We start from the raw sequence: 14,916 nt of genomic DNA on the forward strand, positions 1-14,916 counted from the left end.
GTGCCCAGGAGGTCCTACTTGGCCAGGAATTCGCCGAGCTGCTTGACCATGAGTTCGGCTCCGATGGGGCCGAGGCCGAGGAACCAGACGCCGTCGTCGACGCGGTACGACCGGCCTTCGCGGACGCCGGACAGCTGCTTCCACGCGGGACCGGAGATTACCTCGGACTCTCCGGTGACGGCGGGTTCGCCGTAGCTGGAGTAGAAGATGTAATCGCCGTCCGCCTTGCCGATGTTCTCGCGCGAGATCTCGACGGCGAGCTCGTTGACGTCTTGGATCTTCGGACGTGCCAGGCCTGCGTCCTTGAGGACGACGCCCGCGAACGACTTGTTCGCGTAGAGCCGCAGCTTGGTAGGCATGAAGCGGACGAGCGAGATCGTGGTCGCAGGATCGACCTTCTCCTTGAGCGCCTTCGCGTTGTCGGAGTACCGGTTCAGGACGTCGACGGCTTCCGTCTCCTTGCCGAGGGCGTCTGCGGCGAGGAGGAAGTTCTCCTTCCACGGAAAACCGGGGCGGATCGACAGGACGGTCGGAGCCACCTGGCTGAGCTGGTCGTACAGCTTGTCCACGCGCAGCTGGCTGCCGAGGATCAGGTCGGGTTTGAGCGTCGCGATCTTCTCGATGTTGAGATCCTTGATGGTGCCGACCGTCTCGACGTCCTTCACCTTGTCGGCCAGGTACGACGGCGTCGGATCGGCGCCGTCGGTGGTGACCATGCCGACCGGGGTGACACCGAGCGCGAGGACCTCGTCGAGCTCGCCCGTGTCGAGGACGACGACCCGTGCGGGCGCTTTCTCGAGCTCCGTGGTGCCCGCGGCGTGCTTGATCGTGCGTGGGAACACGCCAGGTTGCGCGTCGGTGCCGAGCTTCGCGGTGTCGGTGTCCGCAGTGCCGAACCGCTCGCCGTCGAGCGCGACGTCGGTGTTTCCGGTGCCGGAATCGGTGTCGTCAGACGAGCAGGCGGGCACGGCCACAGCCAGCCCCGCAATCATCAGGATCGCCAGCAGACGGCGGAGACGTCCGGGATCAGCCATGGGGGAGCTACTTTCTCGGGGCTAACTACTTTGGGAAGCCTCACATTAGCAAGGCTCCGATGACCCGAGAATCCGGTCGTCGTACCGCCGTCTGGAACCGGCGACCGTCGCCTACAGAGTCGCCGTGTCGATGACGAATCGGTAGCGGACGTCGCTGGCGAGGACGCGCTCGTAGGCCTCGTTGATCTTGTCGGCAGAGATGAGTTCGGTCGCCGGCGCGATGCCGTGCTCGGCGCAGAAGTCGAGCATCTCCTGGGTCTCCTTGATGCCGCCGATGCTCGAGCCCGCGAACGACCGCCGGTTCGCGAACAGCGAGAACACGCGCATCGCGACGGGCTCGGGCGGCGCACCGACGTTCACCCACACGCCGTCGAGCCGCAGCGTCTTGACGTAGGCGTCGAAGTCGAGTTCGGCGCTGACCGTGTTGATGACGAGGTCGAACGAGTTGCGCAGCGACTTCAGCGTCTGCGGGTCGCTGGTCGCGTAGTAGTCCTTCGCACCGAACGCGAGACCGTCGTCCTTCTTGGACAGGGTCTGCGACAGCACGGTCACCTCCGCGCCCATCGCGGACGCGATCTTGACGGCCATGTGGCCGAGACCGCCCATGCCGACGACGGCGACGCGCTTGCCGGGCCCCGCATTCCAATGTGCGAGAGGCGAATACGTGGTGATGCCCGCGCAGAGCAGCGGTGCGGCCGCCTCGTACGGGATCGATTCGGGGACGCGCAGGACGAAGTCCTTGTCGACCACGACGTGCGTCGAGTAGCCGCCCTGGGTGATGGTGCCGTCGCGATCGACGGCGGCGTACGTGCCGATGTTCCCCTTCAGGCAGTACTGCTCCATGCCCGCCTTGCAGTTCTCGCATTCGCGGCACGAGTTGACCATGCAGCCGACACCGACTCGGTCGCCGACGGCGAATTCGGTCACGTCGGAGCCGATCTCGGCGACTTCGCCGACGATCTCGTGGCCGACGACCTGCGGGTAGGTGACGGAGGACCACTCTTCACGGACGGTGTGGATGTCCGAGTGGCAGATGCCCGAGTAGCGGATGGCGATCAGGACGTCGGTCGCTCCGACGTCGCGGCGTTCGATGGTGGTCGGGACGAGCGGTTCGGTGGCGGACGTTGCGGCGTAAGCCTTTACGGTCAGCAAATTCTCTCCTGAATCGAACTGATGAGCGTGGAATCTCTGGCGACGTCGGCGTCGAACCCGGTCGGAACCGAGGGATGATCGGCGGAGCGCGCACGAGACCGGAGTCTCGCGACGGTGGCGACGTCCTCCACCGATCGTACTCATGCGTGAGGGCGCATGCTCTGACGCGAACGTCACAGCGCCTGCGGTGGGACAATCGCGGTATGCGCAACGCTGCACTCCCCGTCGTCGACATGTCGCTGCTCGACGGCGACGCCGACGACCTCGCCGAGTTCCGGACGCGACTCCTGGACGCCACGCACCGCGTCGGGTTCTTCTATCTCGTCGGACACGGTGTCGCCGACGACGAGATCGACCGGATGTTCGCGGTGAGCCGGGACTTCTTCGCCCTCGACGACGCAGACAAACGGGACGTCGAGATGACGAAGAGTCCCCATTTCCGCGGCTACACGCGATTCGGCGGCGAGTACACGCAAGGCCAGATCGACTGGCGCGAACAGATCGACGTCGCGGCCGAGTATCCGCCGCTCGATGGCGACGACGACTTCCTGCTCCTCGACGGACCCAACCTCTGGCCTGCGGCACTTCCCGAACTGAAGACCGCCGTCGTCGACTGGCAGGAGCAGTGCGCGTCTATCGGCCTGCGCCTGATGCGCGCGTGGGCGAGCGCTCTCGGAGCACCACACGACGTGTTCGACTCGGGCTTCGCCGATCGCCCGTCCACCCTCCTGAAACTCATCAAGTACCCCGGACGCGACTCGGCCGACAACCAGGGCGTCGGCGCGCACAAGGATCCCGGGGTGCTCACCCTGCTGATGATCGAACCCGGCAAGGACGGGTTGCAGGTCCTGGGCGACACCTGGATCGACGTGCCGCCGCTGCCGGGCGCGTTCGTCGTCAACACCGGCGAGCTCATGGAGTGGGCCACCGACGGATACCTGACGGCGACGATGCACCGCGTGGTTTCGCCGCCGGTCGGGCAGACCCGACTGTCGATCCCGTTCTTCTTCAACCCGGCGCTGTCGTCGTCGATGGCGCATCTGGACCTGCCGGAGGATCTGAGGTCCGCGGCCCGCGGCGTCACCGACGACCCCGACAATCCCATCTCGGCGACCTTCGGCGAGAACATGTTGAAGGCCAGGCTGCGGGCTCACCCGGACGTGGCGCGGATCCACCATCCGCACCTCGTGTGACCTGACGAGCACCTGCCGCGATCACCGGCGGACGTAGGCGTTACATTTCTATGGACGTGTCAAACGTGATGGGCCGGACGAGGAAGAGAAGTGTCGAGTTGACCATGCAGACCGCCGGAAAAGTGTTCGTCGTGACGGGTGCGGGCAACGGGATCGGGCGAGAAGTCGCCTTAGAACTGGTGGCTCAGGGAGCGATCGTCGCCGCGGTCGACATCAACGAGGACGGCCTGCGCCAGACGGCGGACGTGGCAGGCACCCGACGAATCTCGACTCACGTCCTGGACATCTCCGACGACGACGCGGTGGCCGCCTTCCCGCAGACTGTCATCGACGCCCACGGGGCCGTCGACGGTCTGTTCAACATCGCGGGCATCGCGCAGGACTGCGAGAGCACCTCCGACATCACGTCCGGACGCATCGATGCGCTGATGGGCGTCAATTTCCACGGCACCGTCGCCATGACCCGCGCATTCCTTCCGCATCTCGCCGCCCGCCCCGAGGGCGGACGGATCATGCTGACCTCGAGCATGTCGGCGCTGGTTCCCGTCCCGGGCGCAGCCGTCTACGGCGCGTCGAAGGCAGCCGTCGCCTACTTCGGCTACGGGTTGGCGCAGGACCTGCGGCGTCAGTCGCCGTCGGTGAAGGCGACAACCGTGATACCGGGAACGATCTGGACCGATATCGTCCGCAACACCGCGCAGACCATGGGAGTGCCCGTCGCCGCCGCGAAGACGTTCGCCATGCCGGCCCGCAAGGCGGCCAAGAAGATGATCGCCGCGACGATGAAGGGCCGGACGTCCCTCGTCATCGGCAAGGACGCGCACTTCTATCGCGGCCTGACCCGAATCAGCTCACGGCTCGCCGAGCGCGTCTCGTACGTGCAGGTCGGAACGTTCGTCTACCGACAGAATTCTGCTTCCGGCGCGTCTGGGGCCGACTCGACGCCCTGACCCGCCAGTCCCGTCACGCCAGTCCCGTCACGCCGGTGGCGGGACCCAGCCTCCGAGTCGTCGTTCGACTTCTTGAGCAGCGGCGATCGTGACGTGGTCGTTCCCGGGTGTGCCGACGATCTGGGTGCCGAGCGGCAGTCCGCGACGGTCGAGGCCGAGCGGGACCTGGGTGACGGGGAGCCCGAGCAAGTTGAACACCGCTGCCCCGCCGAACAGCCAGGGACGTGCGAGAGTCCCGTTGTGGCGTGGAGCGACCCTCGGGAACGGCGGGTGGAGCAGCACGCCGTCGCCGATCGCCTCGTCGATCTCCGCGGCCAACGCATCGGCCGCGGCGGCGATCTTCCGCTGAGCGACGTCCGGCACCACGCCTGCGATGCGGTCGCCGATGATCGCCAGCTTCAGCTGGGGGCTGTGTGCGCGGACCCACGCCGGTCGACGACCCTCATAGGGCGACTCCGCGAACAGGTTGAACAACTCGCCGACAGGATGGCCTGCGTGCCTCCGCAATTCGAGCAGATAGAACTGCGCTGCCCGACGCAGCGCGGGAAGCTGCACGTGGCGTACCTCGCCGCCTGCGTCGGCGAGAACCTGCGCTGCGCGGTCGCGTGCGGCGACCAGATCCGCCGAGATCGGACGCAGATAGGTGGACTGCTCGGGGATGATGACCGGCCTGCCGTCGAAGGCCACGCTCGTCGGATCGGGAAGGTCGGCGGCATCGGCCATGATGCGCAGCAGCGGCATCAGGTCTTCGGCTCTGCGGGCGAGGGGGCCGATGGTCTCCATGGGATCGGTGTCGGTGTCGGAGTACTCCGTGAGCGACGGGAGCTGCTCGGTGCTTGGCACCAGTCCCGGCGTCGGCTTGTGTCCGAAAACGCCGCAGAAGAAGGCCGGGATCCGGATGGATCCACCCGTGTCGGCGCCTACCCCGAAGGGTGCGCCGCCCGCACCGACCGCCGAGCCCTCGCCGCCCGACGATCCGCCTGCCACGCGCGAGCGGTCGTACGGATTTCCGGTTCGGCCGTAGACCGCGTTGTAACTCTCGATTCCCAGGCAGAGCTCGGCAGTGTTCGTCACGGCGATCACGATCGCCCCGGCGGCGCGCAGCCTCGCGACCGCGACCGCGTCGGCGCTCGACCGGATTCCGCGACGACTCGCCAACCCGCCGGTGTACGGCATGTCGGCGACGGGGATCGACTCCTTGACGGTGAACGGCACGCCGAGCAGCGGCGGCAACGAATCCGTCGCGGACGCAGCGGCGACGACCCGGTCTGCGTCGTCGGCCTCGACGAGCGCCTGCTCGAAGCGATCCTCGGCGACCGCCCCCAGATCGGTACGACGGCGCAACGTCGCGATGTGCTCCTGCACCGCTCGGCGCGAGGTGAGTCGACTCGACCGAATCGCTGCAGCGAGCTCCAGGGCCGACGCCGTCGTGACGGTCTCACTATCAGTCCAGGTCGAGTCGTCATCGTCATCGGAGGTGCGGGGCGATTGCATCGCTAGACCCTAACAGCGCCGCTCACAACGAACGCGCGGAGAACCCGTCACGAGTCGGCTCCGCTTCGGATCGGCGCGAGCGCATCGCGACGCTGGGTGATCCACGAGCGCAGCGTGTTCACCTCCGTCGCGAGCTTCGCGGCCGTCGTCTCCTCACTGACCGGGACCGTTGATGCGAGGTGATCCAACGTGTCCGTGGCGGTCGAGTCCCCGTATGTCTTGTCGTACATCCTCCAGTAGGCATCGTCATAGGTCGACGTGAACTTCTTGGACGCCAGGAAGCGGGTCTTCAGTTCATTACCGCCTCGCATACCGCCGGGCTTCTCATCGCCGCCTGGCCTGTCGCCTGCGGGTTTGTCGCCGCCGGGCGCGCCTGCCGCTGCGCGCGCATCCGCCGGGTCTCCCCCGGCATTGCGCCCGCCGGGGCCACCCATGCCACCGCCCATCGAGATCGTGTCGTGCGGTCCCGCGCTCGCATCGCCCTGCATGGCGAGGTTCAGGTCCCAGGAGATCACCGACAGCTTCGTGGATCGCAGGTCGTACCAGAGGTAGTAGTTCTGCCCCGGCCCCGACATGTCGTCCATGTTCGACAGCAGGTTCTGGGTGGCCAGGTACTCGGCGAACGAGTCGACGTCCACCCAGTCGGCCAGGTGCTCGTCGAACTCGGCGTCGTCGGCCGACTTCATCCACTTCAGGAACTTGATGATGGGTTCGAGGTTCCCGTTGCCGTCCGAGTTGATCTGCTTGAACTGGTCCGAATAGGAGGACTGGTCGTCGTCGACGTACTCGAACCGCGACGATGCGTCCGCCTTGAACAGGTACCCGTCCGAGTCGAACAGCGAGTCGGCGTAACCGGCGTCCGGGTGCTCCAACAGCAGGCGGGTGGTGGTTTGGCTGTCGTTCACCGAGTACACGGTGTACGCGTAACGCTGGGTCGGCTGTCCCGTCTCCTCGGTCAGCGAGAGCGCCATCGCCTCGTTCAGCACCGGCGATCCAGGACGTACCGACAACTGCGTCATGCCCTGATACGCCCGACCCTCAGCGTTCTTGTCGAAGCTGATCAGCAGCGGGAGCGACGCGGGATCGTCAGCAGACAGAGTGGTGAATCCACCTGGGCCGCCGGGTATCTGCATGCCTCGCTGTCCTTCTGCTTGTTGTCCTTCTGCTTGTTGTTCCTGCCCCGGCGCGCCCGGCAGCTGAGCTTGGTTCTGTCCCATCCCGGCCGGCGGCTCGGCGCCCGGTGGCATCCCCATCCCGCCGGGGCCCTTCCGGCCTCCGCTGCGAAGGCTCATCAGCGTCGAGTTGCCCTTCAGCCGTACGCCCACGTCGTCGACGACAGTTCCGTCGATGGTCACGTCGGCGGAGACCCACTTCTTCTCACCGTTCTTCGCGTACTCGTCCATCATGTCGGCGTACTCCGCGTCGGCGATCTTGAGCGAGAACTCGTGATCGACGGAGTCGTCGAACAGGTCGACGGTGCCCACGATGTCGTCAGTCACGTCCGAGCTCGTCACCCGCTCGTCGCCGCTGATCAGCGGCCGGACCGTCATGGTCCCCATCGTCACGATCACGACGACGGCGAAGACCACGAGCGCCGCGGGCCACTTCCAGTGCCGGCGGATCCGAGTGGGGATCCGATGGCGGAGTCGGCGGCGCGGGGTCGACACGTCGCGCGACGCCATCACAGATCTGTCTGGTCGTAACCGGTGAGAACTGTGACGCGTTGCCCGGAGTTGACCTCGTTCAGCGCCGACACCAGATCCCCCGATTTGCGGCCCTTCTTGAGTTGGGCCGTGAAGTACATTTCGTTGAGCGCGCCTGCTCGTACCGATTCGGTGGACACGAGCTCGTGCTCGGAACAGAACTCGATCAGCACGTCCTCGATGCGCGCGGCGTACGCCTGCTCCGGAGGGACCTGAACCTTGACGACCTGCCGCTGGACGTCGAGTTTGTACCAGTTCATCTTGCTCATCACGATGAGCACCAGGCAGATGGTCACCGTCGCCGCGATCGCCAGCACGTAGAAGCGTGTGCCGGTCGTCATGCCGACCGCCATCACCAGGAAGATGAATCCGACGTCGCGGGTCTCCTTGATCGCGTTCCGGAATCGGACCACCGACAGGGCGCCGACGAGCGCGAACGCTCGAGCGATGTTCGAGCCGACCACGAGCATGATGAGGGCGATCACCATTCCGACCAGGACGAGCGTCTGCACGTACGACTGGCTGTACGACACGTTCTTGTGGGTGAAGCGGTAGACCCACCCGATCGTCGCCGAGAGGACGAACGACAGGGCGAGCGCCACGACGATGTCGAGGGTGCTGAACGTGCCGCTCAGATCTTGGAAGTCAAAGTTCACGAATTACCTCTGTGAGTTGTTGATTGTTCTGCGCTGACCGCTAGGAAGCGGGAACGCTGGTGGCGTCCTCGAGGAGCTCTGAAGACACGACGGCGGACTCGCCGTCAGAGGCGATGAGTTCGGGAGGTCCGAGGATTGACCGTGGCGCCAGCCCGAACCCCTCTACGGACTGGCAGTACTTGGACACGCGGACCACCGACATGTTCAGTCGGGCAGTCAGATCGGTCGTCCAGTAGGGCACTCGCTCGTTGGCCTTCAGTTCGACGATCGCCAGGTGCGGCGGAATGATGAACCGGTTCTCCCCGCCCGACGCGAACGCGAAGTCTCGGTCCCTGCCGTGGACCTTGTGATCGATCGTCACTCGCAGACCGACGTCAGCATCCCGACCGATGAACGCTTCCCGCAGATAGCCGGTCGTCACGATCGGACGTAGGTCGAGGTCGCCGATGAGCATCGTGACCTCCTCGGCGAACGCTCGCTGCCGCGGGCTCCAGTCGAGGTCTTCCCCGTCGTGCAGCCACCGACATGCGTCTCCGTACGACAGCGCGATCCGCCTCTTCTGCGTGACCCGATTGACGCGCTGTTTGATCTCCACCTGAACCGGTGTGTCGGCAGTGCACTCGGACGGCGCACCGTACAGACGCATTCGGAGTTTTCGACGGAACTTGAGGCCTTCGATCTTCTCCCAGTAGAAGCGCAGCGATTGCGTGTCGTAGTACAGCGAGGTCACCGGGTAGCCGCCGATCGGCGAGTACGGGTCGATGTCCATCTGTGTGGCGAGAGCCTCGCGCAACGCGGGCACATCCCATTCGTCGATCAAGTACTTGATCTCGTACCTGTTGAACGAGTGGAGTCTGCTGGCCGTAGCGAGGTATCCCGCCGACGCGTGTTCGTCTGCGCCGCCGCTCCCCGTTTCCTCGGGGTCCTTATGCGCGGTTCGCCGGAATCGGAAACGTGACATTGAGTCGCTGTCCTAAACTTGAGCTTACGAATTGCTGAACGGCCCTATGCAATCCGGTGAACCTGCCCGTTGGCGGGGACGAACCTACCAATCTCCTGTGAGTATCGGCCCGGACTTCCGCGTCGAGAAGGTCCCGGATGCCGAGCGTCAGGCGCACTCAGCGGCTGTCCATCAGTGACACACTGGCGATATGGGCACAAACGCTGAACTGAGCACCGTCCTGACCGGCCTCTCCGACATCCGGGAGTGGCAGGAAGACTTCTACCGGAATCTGCACCGCAACCCGGAGCTGTCGCATCAAGAGCACGACACCGCCGAAGCGATCGTGAAACGACTCGGCAACACCTCATTCGACGTGCACGACGGCGTCGGGGGCACCGGTGTCGTCGGCGTGCTGCGCAACGGTGAGGGCCCGACCGTCCTGCTCCGCGCCGACATGGACGCACTGCCCGTCCGCGAGGCCACCGACCTCCCGTACGCGAGCACCGAGTCGGTGATCGGCGACGGCGGCGAGGTCCCGGTGATGCACGCCTGCGGGCACGACGTCCACGTCGCGTGCCTCCTCGGCGCCGCACAACTCCTGTCCGACGGAGTCAGCGGCTGGAGCGGCACCGTCGTCCTGGTGTTCCAAACCGCCGAGGAGACCGGCGACGGTGCGCGCACCATGCTCGACGACCGGCTCGCCGAACTCGTCGGCGACGTCGACGTCGCCTTCGCTCAGCACGTGCTCCCGGCGCCTGCCGGCCACGTCGGGACCAGAGTAGGTCCCGTGTTGTCCGCCGCGGACAGCATGCGGATCACCGTGTACGGCCGCGGCGGGCACGGGTCGATGCCCCAGGCGACGATCGACCCCGTCGTCCTCGCGGCGATGATCGTCATCCGATTGCAGACCGTCGTCTCCCGCGAGATCTCGCCCGCCGAACCCGCCGTCCTGACCGTCGGACGCCTCACGGCGGGAAGCAAGAGCAACATCATTCCCGACGAGGCGGTAATCGAACTGAATGTCCGCACCTATAGTTCCGCCGTCCGCGACACCGTCCTCGACGCGATCACACGGATCGTCGTAGCCGAGTGCCAGGCGTCGGGCTGCCCGAAGGACCCCGACTTCGAGCTGTTCGACCGGTTCCCCGCGACCGTCAATGACGCGGACGTCACGTCGAAGGTCACCGAGGCGTTCGACGCCTACTTCGGCGACAGTGCACGTCCGCTGCCCCTGCAGACTGCGAGCGAGGACTTCAGCGACATCCCGAACGCTCTCGGTGTGCCGTACACCTACTGGGGAATCGGCGGCATCGATCCCGACGTGTACCGAGCGGCCGAGGAGGCGGGACGAGTGTCCGACGACATCCCGGTCAATCACTCGGCGACGTTCGCTCCCGTCGTCCAGCCGACCCTCGACACCGGTACCCAGGCCCTCGTCGTGGCGGCGCTGGCCTGGCTCTGACCCGTTATGTGGTTCAAGAGCCAGGAGCAACCCGACAGCGGAGGAATGAAGGTCGGCGACCTGACGGGCCCACACCTGTCCATGCAGTTCGGAGTCGGCGCGGCTGACCTCGGCGCCATGGTGCAAGCGCCGAACGGCGACATCGTCGCGGTCTTCGGCGACACCTATCGAGACGCTCGTGCCGGATCGCCCGACTGGCGGTCCCCGGTTATCCTCATCGGTGCGCGCGATGAGAACGGACGCATTCAGTGGGATCGTGCGGGCGGGCCGGACCCTGCATATGCTCGCCAACTCTGGCCGTACATCCACGACTCTCCGCCCTGGCGGCACGGCGGCTTCTCCACCGTGATCCCGAGCGACATCCTGCGCGTCGGCGACGATCTCTTCCTGCACGTCATGGTGATCCAGGGTTTCCCCGCCGTGAAATGGACGGAGATCTGGCGGTCGTCAGACAGCGGCGTCACCTGGGGCCACATGGGTCCGGGCGCGACGTTCGCCACCGACCTGCACGGCGGTCTCGCGCAGTCGTGGACCTGGGATTACAACCCTGACGACGGTTGGGTCTACGTGATCTCCACAGCGTTCCAGTCGGGCTCGGGGATGATCCTGCGTGCCGTCCCGCCCGCCGGTATCGGCGACCGCAACGCGTACGTCGGCTGGGGGCTGCGCGACGGTCAGTGGGGCTGGGGCGCCGAGCCCACGGTCATCACACCCGAAGGCGAGTCGTGGCGCGAGACGACGTTCCGTCGACTCGCCGACGGCGCCCGCGTCGGGTGGGTCCTCGGCGGCTACTGCATCTCCGACCGCGGACTCTCCTACCGCGTGCTCGACAGCCCGCTGGACGACCTGCACCAGCGCACCAAGACCACGCCGATCGCCACGATCATGGACTGGTCGAGCGAAGACCACCCGGCGGGCCGAGTGGCGCAGGCATACGGCGGCTACGTCGTTCCCGGCTCACGCCTCGACGTCCCCGACGGCGTCGGACTGTCGGTATCGCAGTGGAACACCAAGACCCACTGGCCCTACCGCGTCATGCAGTTCGCGACGACGCTCAGCTCACCAAGCCGCACAGCGACCGCGGATTCTGTTCTCGCCCAACGTCTCCCACAGTGGATCATTGCGCTGGACGCAGCGGCCGACGGCACCGTGGCTCCACACGAGGTCGCGGAGGCGCGTGCCGCACTCGACCGGTTGCGGCGGGCCCTCGAGGGGTGAGCCGAGGCGTAGATCAGTCCGATGCCTGGAGCGAGCGTTCAGTGGCTGTCAAGGCCGACGCCGACGAAATCTCCGCCTGCTGCGATAGCGAGGTCCGCGCCGAGAGCGGCGGACGGGGTGTGCGCGCCGATTATCCCCTTGCCTGCCGCTAGCTGCAGAGCGGTCTGCGCGGATACGGCGGCGGTGAAGTCCATTGCGTCGTCGGCCCGCAGCCAGCCTTCACGGGCAGCGCCGTCGGACCAAGCGATCACGGCGTGACCCCAGGTGTGAGGGCGAGGGCGAGGCGCCGCTTTCCCTGTCATCTTCGACATCCGTTCGACAACGAAGTTCCGCACGACCGGGATCCGCAAGATCGCTGACAGCAGTGGCAGAGCCGCGCGAACGGCAAGCGAGGCGGGAACGAGGCCGGAGGTCGCCGCCACCGAAGGGGCTCCACTCACCCGGTGCGCGGCGATGAGCTCACCGGAGGGGACTTCGACCGATGCCAGGCGCTCGCCGTCGGGCAAGGTCAGTTGATGCACGTCTCCGCCGAGACGAGTCTTCACCAACCGGCCGTCGTCGAAGCGGCGGCCACCCATCGCGAGGACATCCACGATGCCGGTGACGAGCGAAGCGCCGAACAGCCCTTCGTCGACGGCGGTCGAGGCGACAGCGTCCACACGGACCCGGCTCGGCACGGGACGGTCCTCGCACAGGCGAGCCACGATCGCCTCGGTGCCGACGACGCCGAACCCCGCGCCGGTCACCAGGGTGCTGCCGGCGGAGACCGCCTCGTCGTGCAGGGAAAACAGGCGTTGAAAGGCGATCGGGTCATTGGCCTGGTCGACATAGTGGCCGCCCGGCATGCACGCGCGTGCGAGCAGTACGGAGCTCTCGGCGTAGTTCCCGATTGTGTTGACGACCACGGCAGGCCGTTGCTGGGTGATCTCGACTGCCATGGCTTCGGGACCGGATGCAACGACGGTCTTCGAGTCGGTCGTCAACCCGAGGTCGGCTGCGGCTTTGCGAAGGCGATCGGCGTTGCGCCCCACCAATACTGGAACGTCTCCGGCTGCCACAATCTGTCGAGCGACCGCCTGGCCGACCCGACCGGTGGCGCCCAGAATCCAGATTTCGTTTTGTGTCATGGCTCGTCAACTCCTTGCGATGTCTCACTGTGTCATCACTAAGATAGCACGGTGATGTCTCTATGAGACATCCCTTGGGTAGACTGCTGGCATGGCACGTTGGGACGCTGGAGCTCCGGAACGCCTCCGCACGGCGGCACTGGACCTGTTCGCGGAGCACGGCTACGACGCCGTGACGGTGACGCAGATCGCCGAGCGGGCGGGCCTGACCCGTCGAACTTTCCACCGGTACTTCTCGGACAAGCGGGAGATACTCTTCGCTGGCTCCGAGCGGCTTCCGCCCGCCGTGGCCGAGGCGGTTCTCACCGCTGCTCGCGGACTTCCACCGTTGCAGGCCGCGCTGTCGGCCCTGCGTGAGGTCGGTGCGGAGGTCAGCGAGACTGTCACCGATTCCGGACAGCGCAGAGCGCTCATCGAGTCCAGCTCGGAACTCGCCGAACGCGAACGCAGCAAGTTGGCCGAGGTCACCACCGCGCTGCAGAGTGCCCTAGAACAGCGCGGCGCCGCACCGGCCGAGGCACACTTCGCCGCACGCGTCGCCTCGCTGGTCTCCGAGGAGGCGTTTGGACGTTGGACCCGCGGAGAGGACCCCTTCTACAAGTGTTTCGATGGTGCCGAGGCGGCACTTCACGCGGTTCTGACCACTGCGAACAACTAAACCTTCACACGCAGATCCGTGGTGTCGGGATCCGGCATACCGCAACGTCTCTGGCGATCGCTGCCAGCGCGACCGTGACAGGCTACGAATCACCTTTTCCGCGTGCGACGAACGTGCTCGAGATCTGCGCACAAAACAAGACAGCGCCCACTCGTCAGGGATTCCAGTCCTGCATCCGCACTGACGCGGCCGATGCCGCTGCAGACGGGATCAGGCGCATTCCTATGTCACGGACGGTTGCGGCGGTACCGGATGCTTGCATGACGCGACCTAGAAGTCTGGCCTGCCGCGCGACGGTCTGGCTGCGGGGACGTCGCGCAGCGTCGTAGCGGTGGAGTGCTGCGTCGATCCGGATGCCGCGCGGGTCGGCGATGATCGGACGTAGGCATCGGGCCAGTACCGCCGCATCCTCGAGTCCCTGGTTGGCGCCCTGTCCGAGGTCCGGTGTCATCGCATGTGCGGCGTCGCCGATGAGGACTCTGCGGCCGTCGACGTAGCTGCCCAGGCGGCCGTGCAGGTACTCGATCGGTAAGTACGAGATCGCGTCGTCGTCGGTGGCGTCAAGGAGTTCCGAGATCGGATCGTGCCAGGTGCCGAACTCCATGCGCAATACCTCCAGTCCCGGCCGCGTCGACTCAGGCCCGGTCAGGCAGGCGAACCAGTAGACACGGCCGTCGCGAAGCGGCGCGATACCGAATCGCCGACCCGCGCCGACTGTCTCCCCGCCGTCGTGGATCGGAACCGGTCGCGACGTGATGCCGCGCCAGGCGCCGTATCCCGCGTAGCGCGGGGAGACCGGGTCAGACCATCCCGCCCGCACTCGGCTGCGCAGGCCATCGGCACCGATCACGATGTCGAACCCTCCGAAACGAACGCCGTCAGTCAGGTCCACGCCGGTATCGTCGGCCGACTCGACGCGCATGCCAGTGCAGACCGTCACACCCGAGCACGCCGCCCGTAGCGCCGTGTGGAGTTCGGTTCGGTCGACGATCCGGAGGTGCGCAGTGACTTCGTCGGTGAACACGGTCAGCCACCGTCCGTCATGGCGTCGTGTTCCATTCGTACCGCGCGGCGGATGCGGCGAGGTGATCGCGGCGATGTGCTGATCGAGTCCGAGCGCATCCAATGCGCGGAAGCCGTTGCCGAACAACGACAATCCCGATCCAGCTGCAGTGAACCCGCTGGCCTGTTCCAGGACGGTGACGTCCGCGCCGCCCCGATGCAGAGAACTCGCGAGGGCGAGCCCACTTATGCCGCCACCGACGACAAGCACTGTAAGCGAGTTGCTTCTCCGCATGGAGAAGACGCTAGCACGGTATCTTCACC

13 protein-coding genes are annotated in these 14,916 nt (G+C 66.2%); 5 read left to right on the forward strand and 8 right to left on the reverse strand.

Going from position 1 to position 14,916, the window contains the following annotated elements; translation table 11 throughout:
• Window positions 1–14 precede the first annotated feature (14 nt).
• Window positions 15–1,034, reverse strand: coding sequence for an ABC transporter substrate-binding protein (locus L5G32_RS15435; protein ID WP_237011958.1), 1,020 nt, complete (start codon window positions 1,032–1,034; stop codon window positions 15–17).
• A gap of 111 nt (window positions 1,035–1,145) precedes the next feature.
• Window positions 1,146–2,186, reverse strand: coding sequence for an NAD(P)-dependent alcohol dehydrogenase (locus tag L5G32_RS15440; RefSeq protein WP_237011959.1), 1,041 nt, complete (start codon window positions 2,184–2,186; stop codon window positions 1,146–1,148).
• Window positions 2,187–2,389: 203 nt separating this feature from the next.
• Between L5G32_RS15440 and L5G32_RS15445 the strand changes: the two genes are divergently transcribed.
• Together L5G32_RS15445 and L5G32_RS15450 are read left to right on the forward strand one after the other, a co-directional pair.
• Window positions 2,390–3,379, forward strand: a complete 990-nt coding sequence (locus tag L5G32_RS15445; protein WP_237011960.1) for an isopenicillin N synthase family dioxygenase — start codon at window positions 2,390–2,392, stop codon at window positions 3,377–3,379.
• 104 nt (window positions 3,380–3,483) lie between these two features.
• Window positions 3,484–4,329: an SDR family NAD(P)-dependent oxidoreductase gene (locus L5G32_RS15450; protein ID WP_237011961.1), complete on the forward strand. Its 846-nt coding sequence runs from the start codon at window positions 3,484–3,486 to the stop codon at window positions 4,327–4,329.
• Window positions 4,330–4,356: 27 nt separating this feature from the next.
• Here L5G32_RS15450 and L5G32_RS15455 read toward each other — a convergent pair whose 3' ends face one another.
• The 4 genes from L5G32_RS15455 to L5G32_RS15470 are packed head-to-tail and all read right to left on the reverse strand — an operon-like array spanning window position 4,357 to window position 9,143.
• Window positions 4,357–5,823, reverse strand: a complete 1,467-nt coding sequence (locus tag L5G32_RS15455) for an amidase (protein WP_237011962.1) — start codon at window positions 5,821–5,823, stop codon at window positions 4,357–4,359.
• Window positions 5,824–5,870: 47 nt separating this feature from the next.
• The gene (locus tag L5G32_RS15460) at window positions 5,871–7,505 is read right to left on the reverse strand and encodes a CotH kinase family protein (RefSeq protein ID WP_237011963.1); all 1,635 of its coding nucleotides are present in this window, start codon (window positions 7,503–7,505) and stop codon (window positions 5,871–5,873) included.
• Window positions 7,505–8,182 (reverse strand): DUF4956 domain-containing protein, encoded by a 678-nt coding sequence (locus tag L5G32_RS15465; protein ID WP_237011964.1) that lies wholly within the window; start codon window positions 8,180–8,182, stop codon window positions 7,505–7,507. The genes L5G32_RS15460 and L5G32_RS15465 overlap by 1 nt, the downstream gene beginning before the upstream one ends.
• Window positions 8,183–8,222: 40 nt before the next feature.
• Entirely contained in the window at window positions 8,223–9,143 is a 921-nt protein-coding gene (locus tag L5G32_RS15470; protein WP_237011965.1) for a polyphosphate polymerase domain-containing protein, read from the reverse strand.
• Window positions 9,144–9,333: 190 nt separating this feature from the next.
• On the opposite strand from L5G32_RS15470, the gene L5G32_RS15475 reads away from it, so the two are divergent.
• Together L5G32_RS15475 and L5G32_RS15480 are read left to right on the forward strand one after the other, a co-directional pair.
• The gene (locus L5G32_RS15475; protein ID WP_237011966.1) at window positions 9,334–10,587 is read left to right on the forward strand and encodes an amidohydrolase; all 1,254 of its coding nucleotides are present in this window, start codon (window positions 9,334–9,336) and stop codon (window positions 10,585–10,587) included.
• A gap of 6 nt (window positions 10,588–10,593) precedes the next feature.
• On the forward strand, window positions 10,594–11,805 hold the full coding sequence (locus tag L5G32_RS15480; protein ID WP_237011967.1) for a DUF4185 domain-containing protein: 1,212 nt from the start codon (window positions 10,594–10,596) through the stop codon (window positions 11,803–11,805).
• 38 nt (window positions 11,806–11,843) lie between these two features.
• On the opposite strand, the gene L5G32_RS15485 is transcribed toward L5G32_RS15480, so the two are convergent.
• Window positions 11,844–12,932: a saccharopine dehydrogenase NADP-binding domain-containing protein gene (locus L5G32_RS15485; protein WP_237011968.1), complete on the reverse strand. Its 1,089-nt coding sequence runs from the start codon at window positions 12,930–12,932 to the stop codon at window positions 11,844–11,846.
• Window positions 12,933–13,023: 91 nt separating this feature from the next.
• Here L5G32_RS15485 and L5G32_RS15490 point away from each other — a divergent pair, with 91 nt between their 5' ends.
• A complete protein-coding gene (locus L5G32_RS15490; protein WP_237011969.1) occupies window positions 13,024–13,590 on the forward strand; it encodes a TetR/AcrR family transcriptional regulator in 567 nt (188 codons plus the stop codon).
• Between the two features lie 154 nt (window positions 13,591–13,744).
• Here the strand turns inward: L5G32_RS15490 and L5G32_RS15495 are convergent, their stop codons facing one another.
• Entirely contained in the window at window positions 13,745–14,887 is a 1,143-nt protein-coding gene (locus L5G32_RS15495; protein ID WP_237011970.1) for an FAD-dependent monooxygenase, read from the reverse strand.
• Window positions 14,888–14,916: the final 29 nt, after the last annotated feature.

The organism is Gordonia zhenghanii, from assembly GCF_021738965.1.
Taxonomy (GTDB): Bacteria; Actinomycetota; Actinomycetes; order Mycobacteriales; family Mycobacteriaceae; genus Gordonia; species Gordonia zhenghanii.

Coding starts and splice junctions, on each gene's coding strand:
- L5G32_RS15435 (WP_237011958.1), bottom strand. CDS start 1,034: ATGGCTGATCCCGGACGTCTCCGCCGTCTGCTGGCGATCCTGATGATT.
- L5G32_RS15445 (WP_237011960.1), top strand. CDS start 2,390: ATGCGCAACGCTGCACTCCCCGTCGTCGACATGTCGCTGCTCGACGGC.
- L5G32_RS15450 (WP_237011961.1), top strand. CDS start 3,484: ATGCAGACCGCCGGAAAAGTGTTCGTCGTGACGGGTGCGGGCAACGGG.
- L5G32_RS15455 (WP_237011962.1), bottom strand. CDS start 5,823: ATGCAATCGCCCCGCACCTCCGATGACGATGACGACTCGACCTGGACT.
- L5G32_RS15460 (WP_237011963.1), bottom strand. CDS start 7,505: ATGGCGTCGCGCGACGTGTCGACCCCGCGCCGCCGACTCCGCCATCGG.
- L5G32_RS15470 (WP_237011965.1), bottom strand. CDS start 9,143: ATGTCACGTTTCCGATTCCGGCGAACCGCGCATAAGGACCCCGAGGAA.
- L5G32_RS15475 (WP_237011966.1), top strand. CDS start 9,334: ATGGGCACAAACGCTGAACTGAGCACCGTCCTGACCGGCCTCTCCGAC.
- L5G32_RS15480 (WP_237011967.1), top strand. CDS start 10,594: ATGTGGTTCAAGAGCCAGGAGCAACCCGACAGCGGAGGAATGAAGGTC.
- L5G32_RS15485 (WP_237011968.1), bottom strand. CDS start 12,932: ATGACACAAAACGAAATCTGGATTCTGGGCGCCACCGGTCGGGTCGGC.
- L5G32_RS15490 (WP_237011969.1), top strand. CDS start 13,024: ATGGCACGTTGGGACGCTGGAGCTCCGGAACGCCTCCGCACGGCGGCA.
- L5G32_RS15495 (WP_237011970.1), bottom strand. CDS start 14,887: ATGCGGAGAAGCAACTCGCTTACAGTGCTTGTCGTCGGTGGCGGCATA.